The sequence below is a fragment of the Streptomyces sp. NPDC001700 genome, from assembly GCF_053596435.1.
Genome location: NZ_JBSFGE010000002.1, coordinates 74,751 through 98,532, shown reverse-complemented (window position 1 = coordinate 98,532; position 23,782 = coordinate 74,751). Strand labels below are relative to the sequence as shown.

The 23,782-nt window shown below is 69.7% G+C and carries 15 protein-coding genes and 1 pseudogene; 7 read left to right on the top strand and 9 right to left on the bottom strand.

The annotated features are described in order from the left end of the window. Positions 1 to 207: 207 nt before the first annotated feature. Positions 208 to 1,701 (top strand): glycoside hydrolase family 32 protein, encoded by a 1,494-nt coding sequence (locus ACWC5C_RS03870; RefSeq protein ID WP_450873988.1) that lies wholly within the window; start codon positions 208 to 210, stop codon positions 1,699 to 1,701. A gap of 359 nt (positions 1,702 to 2,060) precedes the next feature. Here the strand turns inward: ACWC5C_RS03870 and ACWC5C_RS03865 are convergent, their stop codons facing one another. The 4 genes from ACWC5C_RS03865 to ACWC5C_RS03850 form a co-directional block, all read right to left on the bottom strand. Then, positions 2,061 to 3,155, bottom strand: a complete 1,095-nt coding sequence (locus ACWC5C_RS03865; RefSeq protein ID WP_450873422.1) for a terpene synthase family protein — start codon at positions 3,153 to 3,155, stop codon at positions 2,061 to 2,063. Next, positions 3,155 to 4,525, bottom strand: coding sequence for a cytochrome P450 (locus ACWC5C_RS03860; RefSeq protein WP_450873420.1), 1,371 nt, complete (start codon positions 4,523 to 4,525; stop codon positions 3,155 to 3,157). Before ACWC5C_RS03860 ends, ACWC5C_RS03865 begins: the two co-directional genes overlap by 1 nt. A 4-nt stretch (positions 4,526 to 4,529) precedes the next feature. Continuing rightward, a complete protein-coding gene (locus ACWC5C_RS03855; protein WP_450873419.1) occupies positions 4,530 to 6,173 on the bottom strand; it encodes a hypothetical protein in 1,644 nt (547 codons plus the stop codon). A 93-nt stretch (positions 6,174 to 6,266) separates the two neighbouring features. Next, entirely contained in the window at positions 6,267 to 7,346 is a 1,080-nt protein-coding gene (locus ACWC5C_RS03850; RefSeq protein WP_450873418.1) for a polyprenyl synthetase family protein, read from the bottom strand. Positions 7,347 to 7,742: 396 nt separating this feature from the next. Between ACWC5C_RS03850 and ACWC5C_RS03845 the strand changes: the two genes are divergently transcribed. Further along, a complete protein-coding gene (locus ACWC5C_RS03845; protein ID WP_450873986.1) occupies positions 7,743 to 8,213 on the top strand; it encodes a DIP1984 family protein in 471 nt (156 codons plus the stop codon). A gap of 330 nt (positions 8,214 to 8,543) precedes the next feature. Further along, complete coding sequence (locus ACWC5C_RS03840) at positions 8,544 to 9,377, top strand: PIG-L family deacetylase (RefSeq protein ID WP_450873416.1); 834 nt, start codon at positions 8,544 to 8,546, stop codon at positions 9,375 to 9,377. A gap of 23 nt (positions 9,378 to 9,400) precedes the next feature. On the opposite strand, the pseudogene ACWC5C_RS03835 reads toward ACWC5C_RS03840, so the two are convergent. Together ACWC5C_RS03835 and ACWC5C_RS03830 are read right to left on the bottom strand one after the other, a co-directional pair. Next, a pseudogene (locus ACWC5C_RS03835) lies at positions 9,401 to 10,130 on the bottom strand (response regulator). Continuing rightward, positions 10,127 to 11,434: a sensor histidine kinase gene (locus tag ACWC5C_RS03830; protein WP_450873415.1), complete on the bottom strand. Its 1,308-nt coding sequence runs from the start codon at positions 11,432 to 11,434 to the stop codon at positions 10,127 to 10,129. Before ACWC5C_RS03830 ends, ACWC5C_RS03835 begins: the two are co-directional and overlap by 4 nt. Positions 11,435 to 11,647: 213 nt before the next feature. On the opposite strand from ACWC5C_RS03830, the gene ACWC5C_RS03825 reads away from it, so the two are divergent. Both ACWC5C_RS03825 and ACWC5C_RS03820 read left to right on the top strand, forming a co-directional pair. Then, positions 11,648 to 12,373 carry an ABC transporter ATP-binding protein gene (locus tag ACWC5C_RS03825; protein ID WP_450873413.1) on the top strand — a complete coding sequence of 242 codons (726 nt, stop codon included), beginning with the start codon at positions 11,648 to 11,650 and terminating at the stop codon, positions 12,371 to 12,373. After that, on the top strand, positions 12,370 to 14,715 hold the full coding sequence (locus ACWC5C_RS03820; protein WP_450873411.1) for an ABC transporter permease: 2,346 nt from the start codon (positions 12,370 to 12,372) through the stop codon (positions 14,713 to 14,715). Before ACWC5C_RS03825 ends, ACWC5C_RS03820 begins: the two co-directional genes overlap by 4 nt. A gap of 4 nt (positions 14,716 to 14,719) precedes the next feature. On the opposite strand, the gene ACWC5C_RS03815 is transcribed toward ACWC5C_RS03820, so the two are convergent. The 3 genes from ACWC5C_RS03815 to ACWC5C_RS03805 form a co-directional block, all read right to left on the bottom strand. After that, complete coding sequence (locus ACWC5C_RS03815; protein ID WP_450873409.1) at positions 14,720 to 15,922, bottom strand: aminotransferase class V-fold PLP-dependent enzyme; 1,203 nt, start codon at positions 15,920 to 15,922, stop codon at positions 14,720 to 14,722. A 387-nt stretch (positions 15,923 to 16,309) separates the two neighbouring features. Next, a complete protein-coding gene (locus tag ACWC5C_RS03810; protein ID WP_450873407.1) occupies positions 16,310 to 18,862 on the bottom strand; it encodes a non-ribosomal peptide synthetase in 2,553 nt (850 codons plus the stop codon). 43 nt (positions 18,863 to 18,905) lie between these two features. After that, the gene (locus tag ACWC5C_RS03805) at positions 18,906 to 19,832 is read right to left on the bottom strand and encodes a GNAT family N-acetyltransferase (RefSeq protein ID WP_450873405.1); all 927 of its coding nucleotides are present in this window, start codon (positions 19,830 to 19,832) and stop codon (positions 18,906 to 18,908) included. Positions 19,833 to 20,370: 538 nt separating this feature from the next. Between ACWC5C_RS03805 and ACWC5C_RS03800 the strand changes: the two genes are divergently transcribed. Both ACWC5C_RS03800 and ACWC5C_RS03795 read left to right on the top strand, forming a co-directional pair. Further along, positions 20,371 to 21,051, top strand: coding sequence for a hypothetical protein (locus ACWC5C_RS03800; RefSeq protein WP_450873403.1), 681 nt, complete (start codon positions 20,371 to 20,373; stop codon positions 21,049 to 21,051). A gap of 98 nt (positions 21,052 to 21,149) precedes the next feature. Continuing rightward, on the top strand, positions 21,150 to 23,765 hold the full coding sequence (locus ACWC5C_RS03795) for a DEAD/DEAH box helicase (protein ID WP_450873401.1): 2,616 nt from the start codon (positions 21,150 to 21,152) through the stop codon (positions 23,763 to 23,765). Positions 23,766 to 23,782: the final 17 nt, after the last annotated feature.

The window sequence follows — 23,782 nt, the reverse complement described above, 5'->3', positions numbered from 1 at the left end:
GGAAGCTACGTGAAGGGACGGTGCGCGAGGGCTTGACCTTTAACGAGTTAGGTGTACGGTTCCGGCCACATGAGCCGCGTCCCGACGACGTCGGGGAAGGGAGCCGCATGATGCATGGCATGAAGAGGGGTTCGCCGGGTCCAGGGGGGGACGCTGTCCAGGCGGTCGCTGCTGGCGGCCTCGGCCGCCGGCGCCGCCGGTGCTCTGCTGCCGGACCTCGGGAGACCGGCGGTGGCGGTGCCCCGTGCGGCGGCGGCCGCGTGCACGGGCAGCTACCGCGCCGAGTACCACTTCACGGTCCCCGACCAGTGGATGAACGACCCCCAGCGCCCGATCTGGATCAACGGCGAGTACCACTACTACTACCTCTACAACCCCGACTACTCGACGGGCGGCACGACAGCCGGCACCGCCTGGCGCCTGGCCACCAGCACCGACCTCGTCTCCTTCACCGACCGGGGCGTCGCCGTGCCCAAGGACACGACCCCCAATGGCGATGTCTGGTCCGGCTCGGCGGTGGTCGACACGGACGGTACGGCGGGCTTCGGCGCGGGCGCGGTGATCGTCATCGCCACCATGGCGCCCGACGAGATCACCCAGGCGCAGTACCTGTACTACTCGACGGACGGCGGCCGCACCTTCACGAACCACGGCACCGCCCCGGTCCTCCCCAACCCCGGCGTACGGGACTTCCGCGACCCCAAGGTGATTCGCGACGAGGAGCGCGGGCGGTGGATGATGGCGCTCGCCGAGAACGACAAAGTGGGCTTCTACCACTCCGCCGACCTCAAAGCGTGGACGTACGCCGGCGGCTTCATCAAGGGTGGCATCGGCGTCCTGGAGTGCCCCGACCTGTTCCGCATCAGGGCGGAGGACGGGGCCTGGAAGTGGGTACTGGGCGTCAGCGCCAATGGCAAGGGCTCCGGGCTGCCGAGCACTTTCGCGTACTGGACGGGTTCCTTCGACGGCACGACCTTCACCGCCGACGGGGCCGATCCCCAGTGGCTGGACCACGGCTGGGACTGGTACGCGGCGGTCACCTTCGACAAACGCGACGCGAACGGGGCCCTGGACCCGGCCGCACGGTACGCGATCGGCTGGATGAACCACTGGGACTACGCGAACACCACGCCCACGATCGAGTGCGACGGCTTCAACGGCACCGACTCGATCGTCCGCGAGGTGCGGCTGAAGCGTACGTCGTCGGGTACGTACTACCTGGCGTCCCAGCCGGTGGCGGCCCTGGACGACCGTGTGTCGCGTACGGTGGACCTCGGCGACATCACCGTCGACGGCACGCGACTGCTCGACTACACGGGTACCGCGTACGAGCTGACCTGCGAGATCACCTGGGATCAACTGGCCGGTGCCGGGATCCAGTTGCGGCGGTCTCCGGACGGTGGGCGGCACATCGACGCGGGGATCTACGGCGGCTACGCCTTCGTCAACCGCGGTTACACCATCAGCCCCGACACCTCCGGCCGCTGGCAGGAGAGCCGTACGCCCTTCGACCTGTCCGCCCGGACGGTCCGCCTGCGGATCCTCGTCGACCGCACGTCCGTCGAGATGTTCGTAGGCGACGGCCGCTACGTGCACTCGACCGAGGCCTTCCCCGACCCGTCCGATACAGGGCTGGCCCTCTTCACGATCGACGGGCAGGCGGTGTTCCGGAACACGGTGATCCGGGAGTTCACGGTCTGAGCCGACGTGAGTGGATCCGACGTCACGAACGGCCGTTGATCGCCAAGGTCCGCCAAGATCCTCAAAGGACTCATAATCCGTCGGCCGTGGGTCCGAGTCCCACCCGCCCCACCTCAGAATGATCCTTCTGGCCTGCGAATACGAAGGCTCGGGCACGAGTCCATCACCACCACCGTCGACTGCTACGGCCACCTCCTGAACTTCGTGCCGGCCAGGTACCCCATTCGACTCGAACTTCGATCGCCCGACCTGTGGTGGCTCACCGTGTGCTGCTCGTCGGCATGTCATTCCAGGCACTCACGGATGGTGTGCCAGACCAAGAGTCGCGTTGCCGGGCTTCAGTTGGGGCGGTCCGGGGTTCAGTCGCGGGAATCTCGTATCTCACCGGTTCGCTGAGGCTGCGGCCTTGGTGCGGGTGATGGTGTTCCGGGGAGACCGAGGCAGAAGGAGTCCTCCAGCGAGTGGAGGTTGGCGGTGATGTCGGTGCCGTGCTGGTAACGATCGCTTCCCCAGTGCCATGCGTGGCCCCCGTGAAGCAGGGCACGCATCAGATGGATGGCTTGCTCGGTTGAGTCGATGACGTCGGCCGGGAGGCGTAGGGCACGCGTGAGTGAGATCAGGGCCCTTTCGGCGGCCAGGTAGTCCTGGATCTGCTGGCCGCTTTGTTCAGTGAGGTGGTCTATCGCTTGTTGGGGTGTCCAGCGATGGGTTCGCTGGAGGATGATCGCCAGGTTCTGCAGTTCTCCGAATGCGGCTTCCCGCTCGTAGCTGACGAGATCGTTGTTGATGGAGGTGTAGTTCTCAACGGCGGTCAGCATGGTCTGGTACGGGGTGGTGGCGTGGACTATGTCGGGCAGGTACAGGTTGTGTATGCGGTGCTGCAGGTCGTGGAGCAGGCGCATGCCTCGGGTGGCATTGCCGACCTGTACGCATGTGGCGATGTCCATGGGGGCTTGGGTGGCGCGGTGGGTCGCGGCGCGCAGTGAGCCGGTGAGGATGCTGGAGAGGTCCTCGCGCAGGCGCTGTTGCCAGAAGAAGGGCGTACCGGGTGTGGTGCGGTGCCAGAGGTCGGCGAGCGCTGTGGTGGTTGGGCCGGCGGGTGCGGGTTCGGGATTGTCGTGGTGGGTGATGCGGCGGAGGGTTTGGAAGAGTTCGGCGAGCCGGTCTGGGTGCAGGCCGGCCGACGCCTCGTCGATCTGGTCGTCGAGTACGCCGTACCAAAGGGTCCAGTCGGTCAGCAGGCTCAGGCGGGGCAGGTCGTCGATGGTGGGTGCCCAGAGCGCGATCATGGCGGCGTAGCCACCGCGGCGTAGCCGGTTCTCAGCGGCGGTGGATCCGATCAGTGCGACCCGGCGGCCCCACTCCAGGGTGGGGGGCAGAATCCGGTCTTGGAGCGGGTTGTGTGAGGGGGGCGGGAACGGCAGCTCGACGGGGTGAATGCGGACTTCGGGCATCACCGGACTCCTTGCCGTCGGGTGAGGCACATGTGCAGGTTCTCGGGGTAGAGCATGCCGCGGGGCGCTGGGCGGACACTGGATCCCTGGAGATGGGCGAGAGTCCAGTGAGCGGTGATGGAGGCGAGCGTGAGAGTGGTCTCGATCCAGCTGAAGTCCTCGCCGACGCACTTGCGCGGGCCGCTGCCGAAGGGGATGAAGGCGCCGCGAGGCAGCTGTGTCCGGGGATTTTCGAGCCACCGGTCAGGATCGAATCGGTCAGGATCACAGTAGAGGTCAGCGCGGCGGTGGATGAGATAGGCGCTGAACAGCACGGTGGTCCCTGCGGGGATGGGGATCCCGCCGAGTCCGGTGTCGGTGGTGGTGACCCTGGTCAGGAGCCAGCCGGGTGGGTACAGGCGGAGCGTCTCGGTGATGATCCTCCTGGTGAGTGGCAGGTTCGGCAGGTCTTCGTAGGCTGCGACGCGTCCGTGCAGGGCCGTGTCGACCTCCGCGCACAGGGCCTGTCGAATATGCGGGTGCTGGGCCAGGAGGTGCAGGGACCAGGACAGGACGGTGGCCGGGGTATCCACTGCGGCGAAGTAGAACGTCAGGACCTGGTCGGCGATGTCGGCGTCCGACGGTGCAGGGGAGCCGCCACGGTTTTGGCCCTTGATTCCCATGAGGATTGACAAGAGGTCGTCGTGGTCGATGCCGGTCCTCCGGCGGTCGGCGACGAGCTGTGCCACGGTACGCCGCAGGCTCGTGCGGGCTCGCTCGTAGCGGCGGTTTGCCGGAGTGGGGAGTCTGTCCAGAGGCGGCGGGGTGAGCATCTGCCGGAAGAGGCCGGATGCGATCATCGCGAGGTCGCCCATCATTCCGCGGAGCGTGGAGGGCGGCAGCGTCCGGCCGAACAGGGCGGTGAGCGTGGTTCGAGCGGTGAACCGCTGGAGTGCGGGGAAGACGTCGATCATCTGTCCGTCGTGCCAGGAGCCGATCAATTCGGCGGCCTGCTGACTCATCACCCTGGCGTATCCGGCTTCGCGGGTGCGGTGAAAGGCCGGCTGGATCAGGCGCCGCTGCTGCCGGTGATCGGCGTGCGGGCAGGTGGCCAGGCCGTTGCCCAGGAGCTGGCGACTACGGTTCATGAACGGGCCGCCATGGTCGAAGGTGCGGTCATCGACGAGGAGCTGACGGGTCAGGCCCGGGTCGCAGACTGCGATCATTTTCCAGGGGCCGACCCGCACCTGGACGAGATCGGCACAGTGCGGCAAGGAGCAGACGAATCGCAGCGGATCGCGTACCAGTCGCAGGAGGTGGCCGATCAGCGGCAGGGCTCCCGGTGCGTCGCCATGTGAGGCGGTCATCCATGCTCCCGTAGGGTCGGGCATCGGGTCATCGCGTGGTCCATGTGCTGTGGTAGCGGTGCAGGACGCTGGCGATGAGGGCGTCGATGATGCGTGGGGGCTCGTAGAGTTCCTTGCCGTGCCACAGGGGAGTGCGGACCGGATCGGCCGGGCCGGCATCGCGGGCTTGGGCCAGGAAGGCCGCGGCGCGGTGGATTGCTTCCCGGTGAGCGGGGCGACCGAGGCTGAGCAGCAGGTGCAGGGCGTGAGCGGTCTCATCCAGGGTGGGGCACCAAACGCCCCACGATCCGTCGTCATGCTGGGTGGCGGTGATCCACTGAGCAGCACGCTCTACGGCGGGACGGGCATCGGTTCCACCATGGGTGTGCAGGGCGAGTGCGGCGCAGTACGTGGCGTAGCAGGGGGAGCTGTGCCACTTGTCGTCCCACGCGCCGTCCGCCCGTTGGGTAGCCAGCAGGAAGGCGCGCGCCTTGTCCAGGCCGGCGGCGTAGCGCCGGGCGGGAGCCGGCGTCCGCTCGCACCAGCTGCCGAGGGCTTCGAGGATGTGCGCATTGGTGGTGACAGACGGGGTGCGTTCCTGGGGGTAGTTGGTGAAGCAGTCCTCGCGCTCGAAGGTGAACAGGCAGGCGGGATCGGCGCCCAAGCCGAGCTTGTGCGTGCTGAAGATCATCGTGGACGTGATGTCCGCGTCCTCCGGAAGCCCCGGTCCCATGGCGACACCACCGGATGCCAGCTTTCCGGTGAAGTAGGCGGCCAACTGGTCGGCCGTCCGTTTCGGTACCGCGATGCCCAGCCGCAACATGGTGCTCGCGATCCAAGCGCGTTCGAAGGTGGCCAGGGGCATCAGGTGTTGCAGCGATCCGTTCTTGTGGCGGTCCGCGGCGCGTTCCAGATAGTCGACCGCGGCGGCCTCGGGTGCTGTGTCAGTCCATTCCAAGGCTGCTGCGGTTGCTGATGGTGAGCAGCCGATGTGTCCGTCGGTGAATGCCGGAACGGTGGCCGGCGGGGTATCGAAGATCTCAAGGCTGCAGGCGAGTTGGGGAGGGTACTCCAGTCCTTGGCGCGCTGCCTGTCGCAGGAAGTCCAGGCGGGTTCGCCATGGACCGTGGTCGGCCAGCAGACCGCCTATGCCAGTGCGGGTGACCATGGGTGCCGTGGGAGTCCTGGCCGCTCCGGTGGCCTCTCGGCAGATCGGCTCCGCTTCCAGTGCTTCGTAGATCTCTTCCAGCAGTGAGGGGACGATCAGTTCGATGGCAACGGTGTCCGGCAGACCGGCTGGGCCGAATCGGTGCGGATCGGCGGTGAGGAACAGCAGCCCCCGGCGCGCGGCATCACCAGCCGGTGCTGCCAGTTGCCCGGCGGTGCGTGTGGCCGAGACAGCGAGCAGGCTGGAGACCGCAGCCAACGTGGGGACGAAGCGGTAGCCGGCCGGGGCAGGGCCAGCGCCCCAGCTTCCGTCGGGATTCTGGCTCCGCAGCAGCCAGGCCGCAGCAGGCATGGCCAGTGCCCCGATACGGGGATCGGCCGAGCGAGTCCAAAGTCGGACAAGATGTGCTGTGTCGTAGCAGGTTGCGGTCATCGAACCCAACGGGTCGGCAAGACTGTCAGCGAGGATCTGGTCGGCCTTGGCCTTCAGCGACGACGAACTGGCAGCATTGGGGATGAGCGCCATGGGCGTCCCTTTCCTCTCCCTGAGGGCTGACTACACGCGGGCCGTGGGTGGTGCCGCGACGCCACCACCCACGTGTCGGAACCTTCGGTGCGGTCATGTGGTTCGTGCGGCGGCGGCGTCGGCGACCTGACGCAGGGCGGCGGTCGCGGTGGGCGGGAACGGGCCGTGGTCCAGGGTGCGTTGGGCCTGCTGGCGGCGGTGGCTGATCATGTCCTCGGTCGCCCTGAGGGCGCCGGTGGCGGTGAGAATGTCCCGAATACGGGTGGCGCCGTCCTCGTCCAGGGCAGGATCGCCAACCCGGGTGAGCAGGACTCGGCGTTGGACAGCGTCGGCGCGCTGAAGGGCCAAGGCCATCAGCGCGGTTTGCTTGCCGTCCCGCAGGTCTTCCCAGGACGACTTGCCTGTCGTTGTCGGATCGCCGAAGGCACCCAGGATGTCGTCGCGGAGCTGGAAGGCTTCGCCGACGGGCAAGGCATAGGCACTCAGTGCATCCAGCACTGTGGGCGGGGCGTCGACGAGGGCGGCTCCGATGTGCAGGGGCCGCTCAATGGTGTATTTGGCGGTCTTGTATCGCACGATCCGCAGTGCCTTCTCCACATCCGCAGTGGGGCGGCCGGCAGAGGTGACGTCCAGGTACTGGCCGTACATCACCTCGTCGCGCATGACATGGATCAGCGGCAGCACCGCCTGAAGCTGGTGAGAAGTCAGGTCAGCGGTGCTCAGGAGTTCGTCGGACCAGGCCAGAGCGAGGTCCCCGACGAGGACCGCAGCGCTGGCACCTAGACGACGGGCTGCCGCCGTGCTCCGCCCGTCGTGGTGGTGTCGCGCGAGGCGGCGGTGGACAGTGGGGGCGCCGCGTCGGGTAGCGGAATCGTCCATGACATCGTCGTGGACAAGGCAGAACGCGTGAAACATCTCCAACGCCGCCGCCACCGCCACGACCGGACCAAGCTCACCGCGGCCGCCTGCGGCCTGCCAGCCACTCACGCACACCAGGGGGCGCAGGCGTTTCCCGCCGGCCGCCAGGAAGTCGCGCAGGCACTGGTGTGCCTCGGCGGGCATCCGCAGTCCCACGGCGGTTTGGGCCTTTCCCTCCAGGAAACCGTCCAGCCAGCCGTTCACCCGGCTGCGCACGGCGTCCGCATCCGGCAGCTCGGCGCCAACCGTGGCCATGTCGCCTCCCGAGCTCCCGCAGCAGTGAGGACCTTCGCTTCGGACACGCTGGCGATCGCCCGTCTGACTCAGATCTGGCCTCTCGGCCATGCTGCTACGTGGCCTGCTTTGGACGTTCCCACGCGGCTTGTCCAGGCGGAAGAGACGCGCGGGTTCGAGAAGGAGCACCGGACGGACACCGCGCATCCTCACCACGCTGCATGTGACGTTGTCCCATGCCGAGCGCTGTCCACCCCATGCACGCTTGATGCGCGCCCTCCCCGTCCGTACGGGCGGGGTGTATCAGAACTCGTCCTGGGACTCCTGCGGGGGCTCCGGCGGATCAAAATCCAGGTGCGTATGAGCTGGGTCCCACTCGTATACTCGTGCGAGTTCATGGAGGGGGAAGTGGAGACAGTGAAGCTTGCTGAGGCACTGGCGGAACGTGCGGAGGCGACCCGCCGCGTAGAGCAGCTGCGAGCGCGCGTTGTCAGCAGTGCGCGGCACCAGGAGGGTGAGACGCCCGCCGAGGACGCGGCTCAGCTGTTGGCCGAGGCCGGTGCGGTGCTGGACGCGCTGGAAACGTTGATCCGGCGGATCAACCGGACCAATGCCGCCGTGGAGATGGGTCCGGACGGCACGCTCACCGATGCCCTCGCACGCCGGGATGTCCTGCGGCTGCGTCACTCCGTGGTCACCGCGGCGGCCGACGCGGCGGCGGGTAAGGGCGAGCGGGGGTACGGCCGGCAGCTTCGGTCCGAGCTGATGATGCTTTCCGCGCTTCCGGTCGCGGAACTGCGCGGGCAGGCGGATGTACTCGCCCGGGAGATCCGCGAGGTCGATGTGCGGATCCAGCGCACGAACTGGGAAGTCGATCTGCTGGACTGAGTGGTCCAGCAAGCTGGGCATGTGGAGCAGGTAGCGGTTTCGGAGGCGTGCACACACCGAGGGCTGGCGGTCTTCCAGCCCACTCCTGGCGCGTGAAGAGCAACGCGGGGTTCGACTCCCCATCAACAGCGCAGCTCAGTACCGCGTACAGGTAAAGGTGCACATCGCACGGCACATCACCACGTGCAGATCCGGGGCGGCGAGGGCGGGTTCGGGGCTTTCCACATCGCAGCGATCTTGGCGGCGTTCCCGCGAAGGGAACAGTTGTCACGGCGGCACGGTTGCATCGAGCACCTGGACCACGACGTATTTCCGCAGGAGGACTGTTTCATGACTGACCGGCCCTTGACGCTCATGGCCGTACACGCCCACCCCGACGACGAGGCCACCGGAACCGGAGGGGTCCTCGCGCGGTACGCGGCGGAGGGCATCCGCACGGTTCTCGTGACGTGTACCGACGGCGGCTGCGGTGACGGACCGGGGGGTATCAAGCCGGGCGATCCCGGGCACGATCCGGCGGCCGTCGCCTTGATGCGCCGTCAAGAACTCAAGGCCAGCTGTGACGTTCTGAAGATCAGCGATCTGGAGATGCTGGACTATCCCGACTCCGGGATGACGGGCTGGCCGAGCAACGAAGACCCCGGGTCCTTCTGGCAGACCCCCGTGGAGGAAGGCGCCGCCCGGCTCGCGGAACTCATGCGGCACTACCGCCCCGATGTGGTCGTCACCTATGACGAGAACGGCTTCTACGGCCACCCCGACCACATTCAGGCCCACCGCATCACGATGGCGGCGCTGGAGATGACCACGCTGACCCCGAAGGTGTACTGGACCACGATGCCGCACTCGATGATGCGGCGGTTCGGTGAGACCATGCGCGAGTTCGATGAGGACATGTCGGAGCCGGATCCGGCCGAGGCCGCCGCGATGGCCGAGATCGGCCTCCCCGACGACGAGATCACCACGTGGGTGGACACCACCGCGTTCAGCGGTCAGAAGTTCGACGCGCTGGCCGCGCACGCCAGTCAGGGCGAGAACATCTTCTTCCTCAAGATGGGTAAGGAGAGGTTCGGCGAGTTGATGGGCATGGAGACCTACCTGCGGGTCAAGGACGCCACCGGCGCCGCCGTACCCGAGAACGATCTCTTCGCCGGGCTCCGCTGACCCGCCCCGCCCTCGGCAACGGTCTACGGCTGCTCGGTGGGCTGCTGGGCGGCCTCGTGCGCGCCTGCGCTGACCAGCCGTTTCGTAGGCGGCGATGACGGCCTGGACGCGGTCGCGGAGGCCGAGTTTGGCGAGGATACGGGCGATGTGGGTCTTGACGGTCGTCTCGGCCAGGTGGAGGCGGGTGGCGAGTTCGGCGTTGCTCAGTCCTCGCGCCAGCAGGCCGAGGACCTCCAGCTCGCGCGGCGTGAGCGAGGCGAGGTCGCGGTGGAGGGCGGCGGTGTCGCCGCCGCGCTGGGCGAACCTCTGCACGAGGCGGCGGGTGATGGCGGGCGCGAGGAGGGCGTCACCGGTACGGACCGTGCGGACGGCCGCGGTCAGTTGCTCGGGCGTGACGTCCTTGAGGAGGAAGCCGCTGGCCCCGGCGGACAGTGCCGCGTAGACGTACCGGTCGAGGTCGAAGGTGGTCAGGATGATGACGCGGGGTGTGCCGGGGGAAGGGGAGGGGGAGCGGGCGGGGGCGGGGGCGCCGGTGAGGATGCGGCGAGTGGCCTCCAGGCCGTCCATCTCGGGCATCCGGATGTCCATCAGGACCACGTCGGGCCGGGTGCGGCGGACCGCTTCGACCGCTTCGGTCCCGTTGGTCGCCTCGGCGACGACGTCGATGCCATCGGCGCTGAGGATCATCCGGAATCCGGTGCGGACCAGGGTCTGGTCATCGGCGAGGAGCACACGCGGCGGCGGCTCGGTCACGGTGTCTCCAAGGGGATCAGGGCCTCCACACGGAAGCCGCCGGTCAGGCGCTGTCCGGTGGTCAGGGTTCCGTCGTAGACGGCGAGGCGCTCGCGCAGGCCGATCAGGCCCCGGCCGCTTCCGGTGCCCGCGCCCGGGCGCCCACCGGTGTCGGTGACTTCCACCCGGAGCCGTTCCGGACCGTATTCGACGGTCACGGCGGCGGTGGCGCCCACGGCGTGCTTCACGGTGTTGGTCAGGGCTTCCTGGACCACGCGGTAGGCGGCGAGTTCGAGGCCGGGCGGGAGGGGGCGGGGCGGGCCGGTCACGGTCAGGCCGACGGGCAGTCCGGTGTCCCGGACCCGTCCGACCAGCGTTTCGAGCTGGTCCAGGCCGGGTTGCGGGGCCAGCTCCGCCGCCGCACCGGCCAGGTCCGCGTCTGCCTCCGTCCCCTCGCCGTGGTCGGCCATGGTGAGCAGGCCCATGACGTGGCGCAGCTCGGTCATGGCCGCTCGCCCGCCCGCCTCGACGGCGAGGAGCGCCTCACCGGCCTGCTCGGGGGAGGTTTTCATGATCTTGCGGGCGGCGCCCGCCTGAATGATCATCACGCTGACGTTGTGGGTGACGACATCGTGCAGTTCGCGGGCGATCCTGGCCCGCTCGTGCTCGACGGCCCGGCGCAGCGCCTCGGCCTGTTCGCGCTCCAGGGCGGAGAGCCGGGTGCGGCCCTCGTCGGTGCGGAGTTTCCAGGTGCGCAGGCCGACGGCGGCCACGGCCATCGGGACCAGGATCAGCAGGGCGATGTAGTTGTTGGGGACGATCGGGGTCACCGAGTTCCCCGAGGTGCCGACCAGGACGACCGACACCGGCAGCGCCGCCAGGGTCGCCACCCGGTACGGGCTGTACACGGCGGCGCTGTAGACGGCGATGACGAACGCGTAGAAGGTCAGCCGCATGACGCTCTGCGGTGTCGCCAGGGTCGCGGCCGTCACCACGCACAGCACGGCGAGCGGGTAACGGCGGCGCAGCGCCAGGGCACCCGAGGCGATGACCGCGAGGGACACCATGAAGGCCAGGCCGCCGGGGCCGGAGGGGCGCGGCGCCAGGTGCTCCACGCCGGGTGCGATCTCCCGCCTCACGACCACACCGACGTTGTCGACGCCGTAGTGGACGGTGGCGATGCCGAGTGCCAGCGCCACCAGCGCGTCGAACTGCCAGGCGCGCCGGGTGGGCCGCAGCGGCGGACCGCTCGGCAGCCCGGCGTCGCGGACCGTCCGGCGGGCGGCTTCCGGTAGCCGCTCCAGCGTCGTACGTAAGGCCGTCACCGGTTCATTGTCGCCGCCGCGCGGACCCGCGGAGTCCGTCCCGGTGGTCATTCCCGGCGCCCCGGATACATCGCCCGACTACATCGCAGGGATGACGTTCTCGGGGCTCATCCCGGCGCGGTACCGCAAGGGGTCCGGGCGGGCGACGCGCGCGGGCCGGGCCCGCTCCTAGCGTTCTCGCAAGCCAACCGCCCGTACCCGAGGAGCCTTCTCATGGCCATGCCGGTGATCGAACTGCGCGAGGTGAGCCGACGATACGACGACGGCCCGCCCGCCCTGCACGGGGCGTCGCTGACCGTGCGGCCCGGCGAGGCCGTCGCGATCCTCGGCCCTTCCGGCAGCGGCAAGTCCACGCTGCTCCATCTGATCGCGGGCCTGGACCGGCCCGATACGGGGACCGTCACCGTGGACGGGTTACGGGTGGACCGGCTGGGCGAAGCCGCATTGGCGCTCTACCGGCGGTCGAAGATCGGCATGGTCTTCCAGTTCTTCAACCTGCTCGACGATCTGACCGTCACCGACAATGTGGCCCTGCCCGCGCGCCTCGCGGGTATGGCACGTGGCGTGGCGGACCGCCGGGCGGCGGTACTCCTGGAACTGCTGGGCATCGACCGGCACGCCCGCGCCTACCCGGGGCGGCTGTCCGGCGGCGAGCGGCAGCGCGTGGCGGTGGCCCGGGCGTTGATGAACCGGCCCGCGCTGCTGCTGGCCGACGAGCCGACCGGGGCCCTGGACACGGCCGCAGGACAGGACGTCAGCAGGCTGCTCACCGCCCTCAACGCCGAGGGCCAGACCATCGTCGTGGTCACCCACGACCTGGAGTTGGCCCGGTCCTGCACGAACCGTACGGTCCGGATCGCCGACGGCCGGATCACCGAAGACGTCGTCCGGTCGGAGGCCGTCGGCCCGGAGGCCACCGCTTCGGAGGCCGTCCGATGAGCGCGCTCGGCAAGGTGGTGCGCTCGGGCGTGGGACGACGCCGGGTGCAGACGCTGGTGATCGGGCTCGCCACGATGATGGCGGTGGCCGCCTCCGTCCTCGGCGGGTCGCTGCTCGTGGTGTCCGGCGCGCCCTTCGACGACGCCTTCGCGGAGCAGCACGGCGCGCATCTGTCAGTGGAGTTCGACGCGGGCAAGGTGGGCGCCGGGCAGCTGTCGAGGTCCAAGGACGCCGAAGGGGTGAGCGCCGCCGCCGGGCCGTTCCGTACGGCGACGGTCACCCCACGGTCGGACGGGGGTCCCGAGTGGCCGATGACCGTGGTCGGCCGGGGCGATCCCGGCCGGGACGTGGACGAGGTGGCACTGCTCGACGGGCGGTGGCCCACGCGCTCCGGCGAGATCGTGCTGTCCGCCAGCTCCTCGCTCTTCCCGAGGATGGGCATGAGGCTCGCCTTCCCCGATCTGCCCGGCGCTCCGGCCCTGACGGTGGTCGGTGTGGCCCGATCGGTCACCCAGACCGCCGACGCCTGGGTGGTTCCGTCGCAGATGCCCGCGCTCACCGCACCCGGCAGCGGCGGCTACCAGATGCTCTACCGCTTCACCGACGCGGGCACCGCCGGGCAGATCACCGAAGGCGGCGAGGCCGTGACGGAGTCCCTGCCGCCGGGAGGGGCCGTCGGCGAACAGTCCTGGCTCACCGTCAGGAAGAGCGCCGAGCGTGACACCGCCGTCTACGTCCCGTTCCTCATCGCGTTCGGCGCCCTGGGCCTGGTCATGTCGGCGCTCATCGTCGGCAACGTCGTCGCGTCGGCCGTCGGCACGGCGACGCGCCGCATCGGCGTCCTCAAGGCCGTCGGCTTCACCCCGGCCCAGGTCGTGCGGGCCTACGTGGGCCAGGCGCTGCTCCCGGCCGCCGCCGGTACGGTCCTCGGTGTCCTCGCCGGTCATCTGCTCGCCGTCCCCGTCATGGCCGAGACCGAGGAGGTCTACGGCACCTCGTCCCTGGCCGTCGCCCCCTGGGTCGATCTGGCGGTGATCGCCGGGGTGCTCGGCCTGGTGGCGGTGACCGCGTGGGCGAGTGCCTGGCGGGCCGGCCGGCTGCGTACGGTCGACGCGCTCGCCGTCGGGCGTACCGCCTCGGCGGGGCGCGGCCGGTGGGCGGCCCGCCTGGCCGGACGGCTGCCGCTGCCGCAGCCGGTCGCCCTGGGCCTGGCCCGGCCCTTCGCGCGGCCCGCCCGCGCGCTGGCCATGGGCACGGCGATCCTGTTCGGCGCCATCGCCGTCACGTTCACCGTGGGGATGGGCGCCTCGCTCGGCCAGGTGATGAAGGCCAAGGCCCATGACGCCGCCGATGTCACGGTGCCCGCGCCGCTGCCGGACTTCGGGCCCCCGGGGCGTGCTCTGGAGAAGCGGCCCGAGGCCGACCCCGCCGCAGTCGCCGCGGCCATCAAGGCCGCCGCCGGAACCGGGAAGTACTACCGCGCCGCGACGGTACGGGCGACCGTGTCCGGCCTGACCGGCACCATCGACGTGAACGCCTTCACCGGCGAGGCCTCCTGGGGCGGCTACACGATGGTCTCGGGCCGCTGGTTCGACAGGCCCGGCGAGGCCGTGGTCCCGACCCCCTTCCTGGCCGCCACCGGCACCCGCGTCGGCGACACCGTCACGCTGGGCGGCCTGGCCGAGCCGGTCACGGTCCGGATCGTCGGCGAGGTCCTCGACCCCCGTAACGACGGCATGCAGGTCTTCACCGGCGCCTCGACCCTCACGGCCGCACATCCCGACCTGACGGAGACGAGCCATCACATCGCGGTCACGTCAGGCACCGACGTGACCGGCTACGTCAACGCGCTGAACAGGGACCTGGCGCCCCTGGGCGCCACCGCTCAGGTTGGCGGGCCCGGCGCCGGGGGAGACATGGTCGCCACGCTCATCGCGCTGTCCGGGATCCTCACGCTGATGCTCGTCGCCGTCGCCGCGCTCGGCGTACTGAACAGCGTGCTGCTCGATACCCGCGAGCGCGTCCGGGAGATCGGTGTCCACAAGGCGCTCGGCATGACTCCCCGGCAGACCGTCGCGATGGTCCTCACCTCGGTCGCCGTGACCGGACTCGTCGCGGGCGCTCTGGGCGTGCCGCTCGGTGTCGCCCTGCACGGCTGGGTCCTCCCCGCGATGGGCGACAGCGTGGGGCTCCGCTTCCCCCGTTCCGTCATCGCCGTCTACCACGGGGCCGAGCTGCTCCCGCTCGCTCTCGGCGGCCTGCTCATCGCCACCCTGGGCGCGCTCCTGCCCGCCGGGTGGGCCGCCAGGACCCGAACCGCCACGGCCCTGCGCACCGAATAGGACGTCATAGGACGTCGCAGGCTCTGCCCGCCGCGGTCGCGGCCGCGATCTCGTCGGACGTGCGGGGGTCGCCGAGGAAGGCCCCGAGGGCGGAGCTGAGCTGCTGGATCTCCGCGTGCGTGTTGTAGTAGTGGACGGACGCCCGCAGCGTCTGCTCCAGCTTGCGGTCCTCCATGTCCACGCAGGCCGTGTTCGATCTCGACACCCACAGGTTGACGTCGGAGCGGTGCATCGCCTGTCGGATCTCGTCGGGCTCATGGCCGTCGACGGTGAAGCCGACGATGCCGGCCAGCTCCCCCTCCCCGGCGTCCACCCGCTCGAGCAGCTGGACGCCGGGGAGGGCGTGCAGTTCGCGGCGGAGTGTCCGGCCCAGTTCGGCGATACGCGCCCAGCTCGCCTCGATCCCGGTCTCCAGCGCGTAGTTGAGGGCGGCGCCGAGGCCGACCCGGGCCACGGCGTTCACTTCCCAGGTCTCGAACCGCTTGGCGCCCGGGGCGATCGCGTAGCGGCCGCCGCCGAGCCAGCACGCGCCGTCCAGGCCGACCATCAGCGGATCGACGTTCTCAGCGGCCCGAGGGCTCATGTACAGCAGCCCGGTGCCGCGCGGGCCCCGCAGATACTTGCGGCCGCAGGCGGAGAGGAAGTCGCAGCCCACCTCCTTCACGTCGATCGGTAAGTGCCCGATCGACTGGCAGGCGTCCACCAGGTACAGGGCGCCGGTCTCCCGGACCGCGGCGCCGATCTCGGCGATCGGGTTGACGATGCCGGAATGGCTCGGCACGTGGGTCATCACCACGGCCTTCACCCGGTCGTCCAGCATCGCCCGCAGGGCGGCCACGTCGACGCGGCCGAACTCGTCGTTCGGCAGCACCTCGACGACGGCCCCGGCGCGGCGCGCCACGTGCAGCAGGGAGAGGTAGTTGCTCCCGTACTCGACGGAGGACGCGAGTATGCGGTCCCCCGGCTGGAAGGGAATGGAGTAGAAGGCCAGGCTCCAGGCGCGGGTGGCGCTGTCGGTGATGGCGATGTCGCCCGGCTCGCAGCCCAGGATCTCCGCGGCGGCGGCATAGGGCAGGTTCAGCGCCTCCTCCTGGATCTCGGCGGCCTCGTACCCGCCGCGCCGCGCCTCCAGCTCCAAGTGCTCCGTCATCGCCCGCACTACGGGGGCGGGCATGAGCGCGGCACCGGCGTTGTTGAGGTGGGTCACGCTCTCGACCCCGGGCGTCTCCTTGCGCCGGAGCTCTACGTCCAGGTCTTGAGCTCCAACGGCTTTCTCACGATCAGCTCCGGATTTTCTGGCGTTGGGACACATACACGGATCCTCGAAACGGCTAGGGGGTGAGAAGGGTTCGGGTAAAGGGTCCGCGAACGATTCCCGTGAATGCCCGGGGAGCGGGATTCACTTTCCCGGCGGTTTCCCGGCAGCCGTCCGGCGGTTTTCCGGCAGCGGTGGTCGGCAGGAAAAAGGGGCCGCCCACGGGCATGACGAATTAGGCACTCGGCACACACCCGGATCCGGGCGGGACGGGCTCGGCGGCAGCCTGCCGCCGAGCACCGCCCAGGTGGAAACGGGATGCGGTGGGTCCCGGTCCGGTCAGTCCTTCAGATGGCCGCTGACGATCTCGGCGACCTGGCGGAGCACGCGCGGACTGCTGAGCATCTCCTCGTGTACGCAGCCCAGTTCGTGGCGGACGATCTCGCCCGCGACGTACGGCTCCCAGGCCTCGCTGGAGGCCGCCTCGGCCACCGGACTGGGGTCGGCGGCGAAGAAATGCATGGTGCCGCTGTACTTCTCGGGCCGGTGCTCCCGCCACGCGCCGAGGTCCGTCAGCATGGTCCCGACGAACGTCTCGGCCGCGCTCTTCCGGCCCCGCCAGGCGTAGTTCGTGGCCATGTCGGCGAACTCGGCGACGTCCTCGTACCGGAGGGGACGCTCGTAGTCGGCGAGGTCCTTGCCGTTGATCCGGAGGATCAGTTCGATGAGGCCCTGCTCGTCCCGGTCCTCCTTCTCCGTGAGGTACGGGTCGATGTTGAAGACCCCGAGGAACTCGACCTCCTCACCGCGCTTCTGGAACTCGGCGGCGACGGCGTGGGCCAGGATGCCGCCGAAGGACCAGCCCAGGAGGCGGTACGGGCCGCTGGCCTGCACGCCGCTGATGCGGTCGGCGTAGTCCGCCGCCATGGCCGCGATGGTGTCGACGGGGGTGTCGAACTCCTGGAAGGTGTGCGACTGGAGGCCGTAGATCGGGTAGTCCAGGCTGAAGTGCTGGGCGAGGACGCCATAGCACCAGGCCGTGCCGCCGAGATGGCGCATGCAGAACAACGGCCGCGCGTCGCCCTTGGTCATCAGCGGCAGCAGGACGTCGAAGGAGTCCTGCGGCTCCTCGCCGGTCAGCCGCCGGGACAGCTCGGCAGGAGTCGGGGACTCCACGAGCATCCGGATCGGGAGGTCCAGGTCCATTTCGGAGCGCACCCGCGCCAGCAGCCGTGCCGCGAGCACCGAGGAGCCGCCGAGGTCGAAGAAGCTGTCGCGCGGGCCCACTTGCTCGACTCCGAGCACCTCGGCGAAGAGCCGGCTGAGCATCAGCTCCGACTGCGTGAGGTGGGTCTCGACCATGGCGGTCTGCTCGACGACGGGGGCCGGGAGGGCCTTGCGGTCGATCTTCGCGTGCGGGGTGAGCGGGAACTCTTCCAGGGCGACGACGGCGGACGGCACCATGTACAGCGGCAGCGTGTCCGCCACGGACGTCCGCAACGTCGCGGTGTCGGGCACGCGGCCGGGAGCGGGCGTCACATAGGCCACCAGGCGCCGGTCGCCCGGCCGGTCCTCGCGGACCGCCGCGACCGCCTGGGCGACGTCCTCGGAGCGTTCCAGGGCGGCCTCGACCTCGCCGAGTTCCAGCCGGAAGCCGTGCAGCTTGACCTGGTGGTCCGTACGGCCGATGTACACCACGGAGCCGTCCGGGCGCATCCGCACCAGGTCGCCCGTGCGGTACATCAGGGCCTTACCGCTGCCGTCGCCTTGGCCGCCACCGAACCGGTCGGGCAGGAAGCGTTCGGCGGTCAGTTCCGGCCGGTTGAGGTAGCCGCGGCCGACACCGTCGCCCGCGATGAACAGCTCGCCCTCGGCGCCGGTCTCGACGGGCGCCAGCTCCTCGTCGAGGACGTACAGGCGGGTGTTGCGCAACGGACTGCCGATGACGGGCGCGTCCTCGGGCGCGGTGATCGGATGCATCGTCGACCACACGGTGGTCTCCGTGGGCGCGTACCCCTGGACCATCTCGGCGCCCAGGTCCAGCAGCGTCGCCGCCAGCTTCTCCGAGAACGCCTCTCCGCCGATGACGATGCGCAGGCCGCGCAGCGCCTCGGGGCTGACCGTGGCCAGCATGTGCCAGTGGGTCGGGGTGGCCTGGGCCAGGTCGATCTTCCGGCGGACGATCAGATCGCCCAGTTCCCTCGGGTCCTGCCCGGTGGCCCGGGGCGCGATGACCGCGCAGGCACCGGTGTAGTACGGGAAGAACAGCTCGGGCACGGACATGTCGAAGGTGGCGGTGGTGACCGACAGCATGCGGTCACCGGGCCCCAGGGAGAACAGTTCCCGCATCGCCTCCATCAGGTTGTGCAGAGCGCGTACGGGGATCTCGACGCCCTTGGGAGTGCCGGTGGAACCCGACGTGTAGATGACGTACGCGAGGTCCTCGGGGTTCGGCGGGGCGGTCCGCTCGTCGTCCGTCAGATGCCCGGCGGGCAGTGCGGCCAGCGTGTCGGCCGTCGCGGGGTCGTCCAGCACGATGCGCGGAACGCCCAGGTCGGAGCGGTCCGCGTCGATGTGTGACGACGTCACCAGGGCGACCGCGGCGGCGTCGCGGACCTGGAAGGCCAGCCGCTCGTGGGGGTACTCCGGGTCGAGCGCGAGGTAGGCTCCGCCCGCCTTGAGCACCGCCAGCAGCGTCACCAGCAGGTCCGTGGAACGGGGCAGCATCACCGCGACGACGCGGTCGGGCCCCACCCCCCGGGCGACCAGGTGACGGGCGAGCCGGTTGGCCCGCTCGTGCGCCTCCTGGTACGTCAGCTCCTCCCCCTCGCATTCGAGGGCGGGGCGGTCCGCGACCGCGTCGGCCCGCTCCTCCAGCGCCTTGACCAGCATTCATATCTCCACAGGGTCGTATGGATTCTCGTCTCGGTGCCGGTCAGACGGCCGGAATGCGCATCCAGCGGTGCCAGAACGGCCGCCAGCCGTGGCGGTGCCAGAACGGCATGGAGATCGGGTTGAACATCGCGTGGTAGCCGACCGCCGCGCCGATGCCCATGGCGTTCATCTCGGTGTGCGCGTGGTTGGACATGGAGGTGCCGATGCCCAGGCTGCGGTACTCCTCCTTGACGGCCGTGCCGACCAGGTGGGCGACCGGCGAGGTGGCGATCTTCGTCGCGAGCCAGGCCTGTTGCGGTTCGGAGGGCTCCTGGCCCCGGTGCACCCCGACGATCTTGTCCTGGTACTCGGCGACCCAGACCAGCGGATCGGGGCCCGCCATCTGCTCGACGATCTCGGCGCGCAGCAGTGCCTCGGTGTTGGGGCGCTCGACGGCGCCGCTGACGGCGGCGTCGTACCGGGTCTCCACCATCTGCAGCTCGCAGACCTCCTCGGTGTCCTCGACGGTGGCCCGGCGCACCCGGACGTTGCCCGGCTCGGGCATCAGCGCGGTGTCCTTGAGCTGCCCGATCATCACGAACTCGGGGACGAAGCCGAAGGCACGGAGGACCCGGGTCATGGCGACGTCCCGGCTGGGCCACTCGACGGCGGCCATGGAGTCCGCGCCGGGGCGCTCCGCGTGGTCCTTCATGTGCTGGTTGCACCGCGTCAGCAGGGCGGCCATCTCGTCGGGCCCGGAGACCCGGGGCTCCAGCTCCCAGCGGTCCAGCGGGCCGAGCACCGCCTCCAGCGAGTCGACCTCGACCTGGGTGTGGGTCAGCAGCCCGTACGCGCCGTCGGCCTCCAGCAGTTCCTGGCCGTCGGCGGGCTCCGGCAGCGGGGCGGCCTCCGGAATCCACCGGTCGACGGGGCGCAGCCGGTCGCGGTGTGCGGTCAGTATGGATTCCGCTGTCTGTCCCTGGGGCATAGTGTCCTGTCCTCGGCTTTCCATCGGGTCGGTCCGCTGCGAAGTCGCGCGGGCGGCTCCGTGTTGTCGAATCGCTTCCACAATCGAGATTCGGCCCGTTCAACAACAGGAGCCTGCTCAAAGCGCACTTTGCCCATTACGGGACCTGGGGAAGTGCCCTTTCTAGCACGGGCCCGAGCGCGCCTACACCAGCAATTGATATGGCTGCCATCACAAGGGTCACATAGGGGGATAGCAAGGGGGAATGACAACGCGTCAAGCACGCGTTAGCGTGCGCTATAGCGAGTGCGCCGGACGGTTCCCCCGCCGGCACGGCCCCTGGGGCATGGTGCGCACCGCTCCCTGGCCAAGAGTTCAGGGGTCTTCTACGTGGCTGATATCGGACTGCTGCTTGTCCTGATGTGCCCTGGATAATTTCTGCCATCGTCGTCGCGCGCTGTCGGCGCTGCGCTTCATTGCACTCAGAGATGGCCATTCACGCTCATGGAACGGTTCTGCACCCTTTCCTGATCAAGCGAAGACATCCTGGGAGACATACGTGAGAAAGCTGAAGCTGGGCAGAAGACCCGCCCGGATGGCGTCCGCGCTGGCGGTCGGTCTGCTGATGGTGACCGGCCTGTCGGCCACGTCGGCCACGTCGGCCAACGCGGCGTCGTCCTCGGCCAGTGCCGCGCCCGAACTGGGCGTTCGGTTCTACCCCGACGGGAACGGCCAGTGCGACGGGCCGACGAATCCGCCGGAGCGGTGGGTCACCGCGCCCGACTGGACCACCGCCATCCGTCTGGACACCGACAATCGCGCGGGCGGCTGTCAGCTGGCCTTCGGCATCTACGATCCGTCGAACTCGCTCGCGGGCCTGAACGCCACCTACACCTGGGAGGCGGAGCCCGGCAGCGACGACAGCCAGTGCCAGAACGGGGGCACGAAGACGATCCCGATCAAGCCGTTCAAGACGTTCGGCGACCTCATCCGGGTCGACACCGACGGCCGCGCGGGCTGGTGCAACCTCACCTTCACCCTGTCCGGTCGCTCGGACATCGGCCTCGATGTGCAGTTCTACGGCGACGGCGGCGCCGACGCGGGGGGACAGTGCAAGAACTACCGCCCCAAGGACACCTACGACACGGCCTATGAGGGCCACCCCGTGACGGTGAGCGACGACACCGACGGCCGCGCCGGGGGCTGTTATCTCTCGCTCCGCCTGAACCGCCTGTTCTAGCTCCGGTCGTTGCTCCCTGCCCTCCGGCCCGCGCGGCCGGAGGGCATCGTTCTTACGATGAGTGCGACGCATGAGGGTTGCGGGGAGAGAGGGGTGGCATGGCGTTCAAGCGCAGGCAGGCGGACCCGGTCGGAGTTCCAGGCGATCCGGAGCAGCTGTACCGGCTGCTGGCCCGGGGGAACCGGGGGCCTGATTCCGTCTGGGGGCACCAGTCGAAGGTCATGGAGCGCTGGCATACGGACTTCCGCGACAAGGGCGATGTCGCGCTGGAGCTGCCGACCGGAGCGGGGAAGACCCTGGTCGGCGGGCTGATCGCGGAGTATCTGCGCCGGGCCGAGGGACACCGCGTCGCCTATCTGTGTCCCACGCGGCAGCTCGCCGTGCAGACCGCGCAGAAGCTGGACGACTACGGCATCCCGAAGTCGCTCCTGATCGGCCGGTCACGCTCCTGGGACCAGGCCGACCTGGCGCGCTATGAGGCCGGTGGGGCGATAGCCGTCAGCACGTACAGCCATGTGTTCAACTCGCGGCCGAGGATCGACGCCGCCGACGCGCTGATCCTGGACGACGCGCACGCGGCCGAGGGGTACGTTTCCAAGCCCTGGAGGCTGCGAATAAGCCGCGGTTCGCACGAGAGCGCCTACATGGACGTGCTCACCGCGCTGAGCCCCGCGCTGGACCCTCTGCTGCTGTCACATCTGCGGTCCGAGACCCCGGGGAGCCAGTACCTCAAGGCGATCTACCTGGCCTCTCCGGCCGCCGTCGCCGCCCATGCGGGCCACGTGGAATCGGTCCTCCGGGAGGCCGTTGCCCAGGACAAGGTCAGCGGTGACGCGACGCACGCCTGGAAGTTCCTCGAGACCCATGTGGCGGACTGCCTGGCGTACGTGTCCTACCGCGAGATCCTCATCCGTCCGCTGATCGCGCCCACCTTCCAGCACCGCGCGTTCGACAGCCCCAAGCGGCGCGTCTACATGAGCGCCACGCTGGGGTCCGGCGGTGAGCTGGAGCGGGCTTTCGGGCGGCCCAGGATTCACCGCATTCCCGTTCCCGCGGGATGGGACAAGGAAGGTACCGGGCGAAGGCTGTTCATCTTCCCGGAGTTGACCCAGGACCTGGCCTCGGCGCCGGAGGACGTCGGACCCTTCGTCCAGCGGGCCATCAAGGAGGCCGGGCGTGCCGTCGTCCTCACGCCGGAGACCCGCGTGGCCAACAGCTTCCGTGAGCACTGTCTCCCGGACTTCTACCGGACCTTCACCGCGCAGGAGGTCGAGGACGGCCTGTCCGCCTTCACCTCGGAACCCGCCGCCGCCCTGCTTCTGACGAACCGTTACGACGGCGTCGACCTCCCGGACGAGGACTGCCGACTGGTGGTGCTCATGGGCCTTCCGGCCAACGGAGACCTCCAGGAGCGCTTCCTCTACGACTCCGTCGGCGCCGAAGAAGTGCTCCACGAGCGCATCCGCGCCCGTATCCAGCAAGGCGCCGGCCGGGCGACTCGCAATCTTCGCGACCACGCCGTCGTGCTCGTCCTCGACCGCGATCTGACGTCCCACCTGGCCCGCCGGGACATCCAGGCGTCGATGCACCCGGAGATTCACGCCGAGCTGGAGGTCGGCTTCGACGCCTCGCTCGACCAGACCACGGACGACGTGTGGGAGAACCTGGCCGTATTCAACGCTCAGGGCCCCGACTGGGACGTGGTCGAAGAGGACATCGTCAGGAACCGGGAAACGTACGTCCGTCAGGACAGCCCCGGCGCCGCGGCGCTGCAGCGGGCCGTCCGTCACGAGATAGCCGCCGCGAACGCTCTCTGGTCCAAGGACCACCGGTTCGCACTCACCGCCATCAAGAACGTGACCGATCAGCTCCGCAACGCGCAGACGCCCAAGCGGTACAGCTCGCTCTGGAGCTATCTGGGGTTCTGCGTGGCCCACCGCATGGCCGAGGCCACCGGGGAGCCGCAGCTCCGGCAGACGGCGGCCGGATACTTCCGTGAGGCGCGGCGCAACAGCCGTGGCACGACGTGGTTCGATCGCGTCGCTTCGGTCGCCGCGCCGCCCGCGGCCGCGACCGAGGAACTCGACCCCACCGACGAGGCGGCCATGACCGCCATCCTGGCCGCGAAGGACATGTGGGGCCCGGACGCCTTCCACGCGGCGCTCGCCGCCAGGGCGGGGCTCCAGCAGACGGATCCCGACCCGTACGAGGACGGGCTGGTCCACCTCGGGCACCTGGCCGGGGCCAGCAAGAGCTATGGAGACCCCCGGGACGGATCGGCGGCCCGGCCGGACGCCGTCTGGATCTTCGGCAGCGCCCGGTGGGTCATCTGGGAAGCGAAGAATCAGGCCAAGGAGACGGGCGAGATCGGCGCCGAGCAGGCCCGGCAGGCCGGAGGCCACCTGCGCACGACGGAGAAGACGGAAGGCGCCGCCGCCCCAGGTGACTCCCTCTGCGTTCTCGCCTCCCCGAAGACGAAGGTGAACGCCGGTGCGTACACCGTCGCGGAGGAGAACGTGTACTGGGTACGGCCACCCGCGGTCCTCGAACTCTTCGACACGCTCACCCGGGCCTGGAAGGACGCCCGGGCCCGCGACCTCCCGACCATGAGCGTCACCGAGCTGGCAGCGGTGTTCCGGGAGCACAGCGCACTGCCCTCCCAGTGGCTGCCCGCCCTGCGCCGTCAGCCCCTGTGGCGGCGGCCCGCGGAGTAGGCCCCGGCCTGGCGGAG

Coding starts and splice junctions, on each gene's coding strand:
- ACWC5C_RS03865 (WP_450873422.1), bottom strand. CDS start 3,155: ATGCCCGAAGTCCGCATTCACCCCGTCGAGCTGCCGTTCCCGCCCCCC.
- ACWC5C_RS03860 (WP_450873420.1), bottom strand. CDS start 4,525: ATGCCCGACCCTACGGGAGCATGGATGACCGCCTCACATGGCGACGCA.
- ACWC5C_RS03855 (WP_450873419.1), bottom strand. CDS start 6,173: ATGGCGCTCATCCCCAATGCTGCCAGTTCGTCGTCGCTGAAGGCCAAG.
- ACWC5C_RS03850 (WP_450873418.1), bottom strand. CDS start 7,346: ATGGCCACGGTTGGCGCCGAGCTGCCGGATGCGGACGCCGTGCGCAGC.
- ACWC5C_RS03840 (WP_450873416.1), top strand. CDS start 8,544: ATGACTGACCGGCCCTTGACGCTCATGGCCGTACACGCCCACCCCGAC.
- ACWC5C_RS03825 (WP_450873413.1), top strand. CDS start 11,648: ATGGCCATGCCGGTGATCGAACTGCGCGAGGTGAGCCGACGATACGAC.
- ACWC5C_RS03820 (WP_450873411.1), top strand. CDS start 12,370: ATGAGCGCGCTCGGCAAGGTGGTGCGCTCGGGCGTGGGACGACGCCGG.
- ACWC5C_RS03810 (WP_450873407.1), bottom strand. CDS start 18,862: ATGCTGGTCAAGGCGCTGGAGGAGCGGGCCGACGCGGTCGCGGACCGC.
- ACWC5C_RS03805 (WP_450873405.1), bottom strand. CDS start 19,832: ATGCCCCAGGGACAGACAGCGGAATCCATACTGACCGCACACCGCGAC.
- ACWC5C_RS03795 (WP_450873401.1), top strand. CDS start 21,150: ATGGCGTTCAAGCGCAGGCAGGCGGACCCGGTCGGAGTTCCAGGCGAT.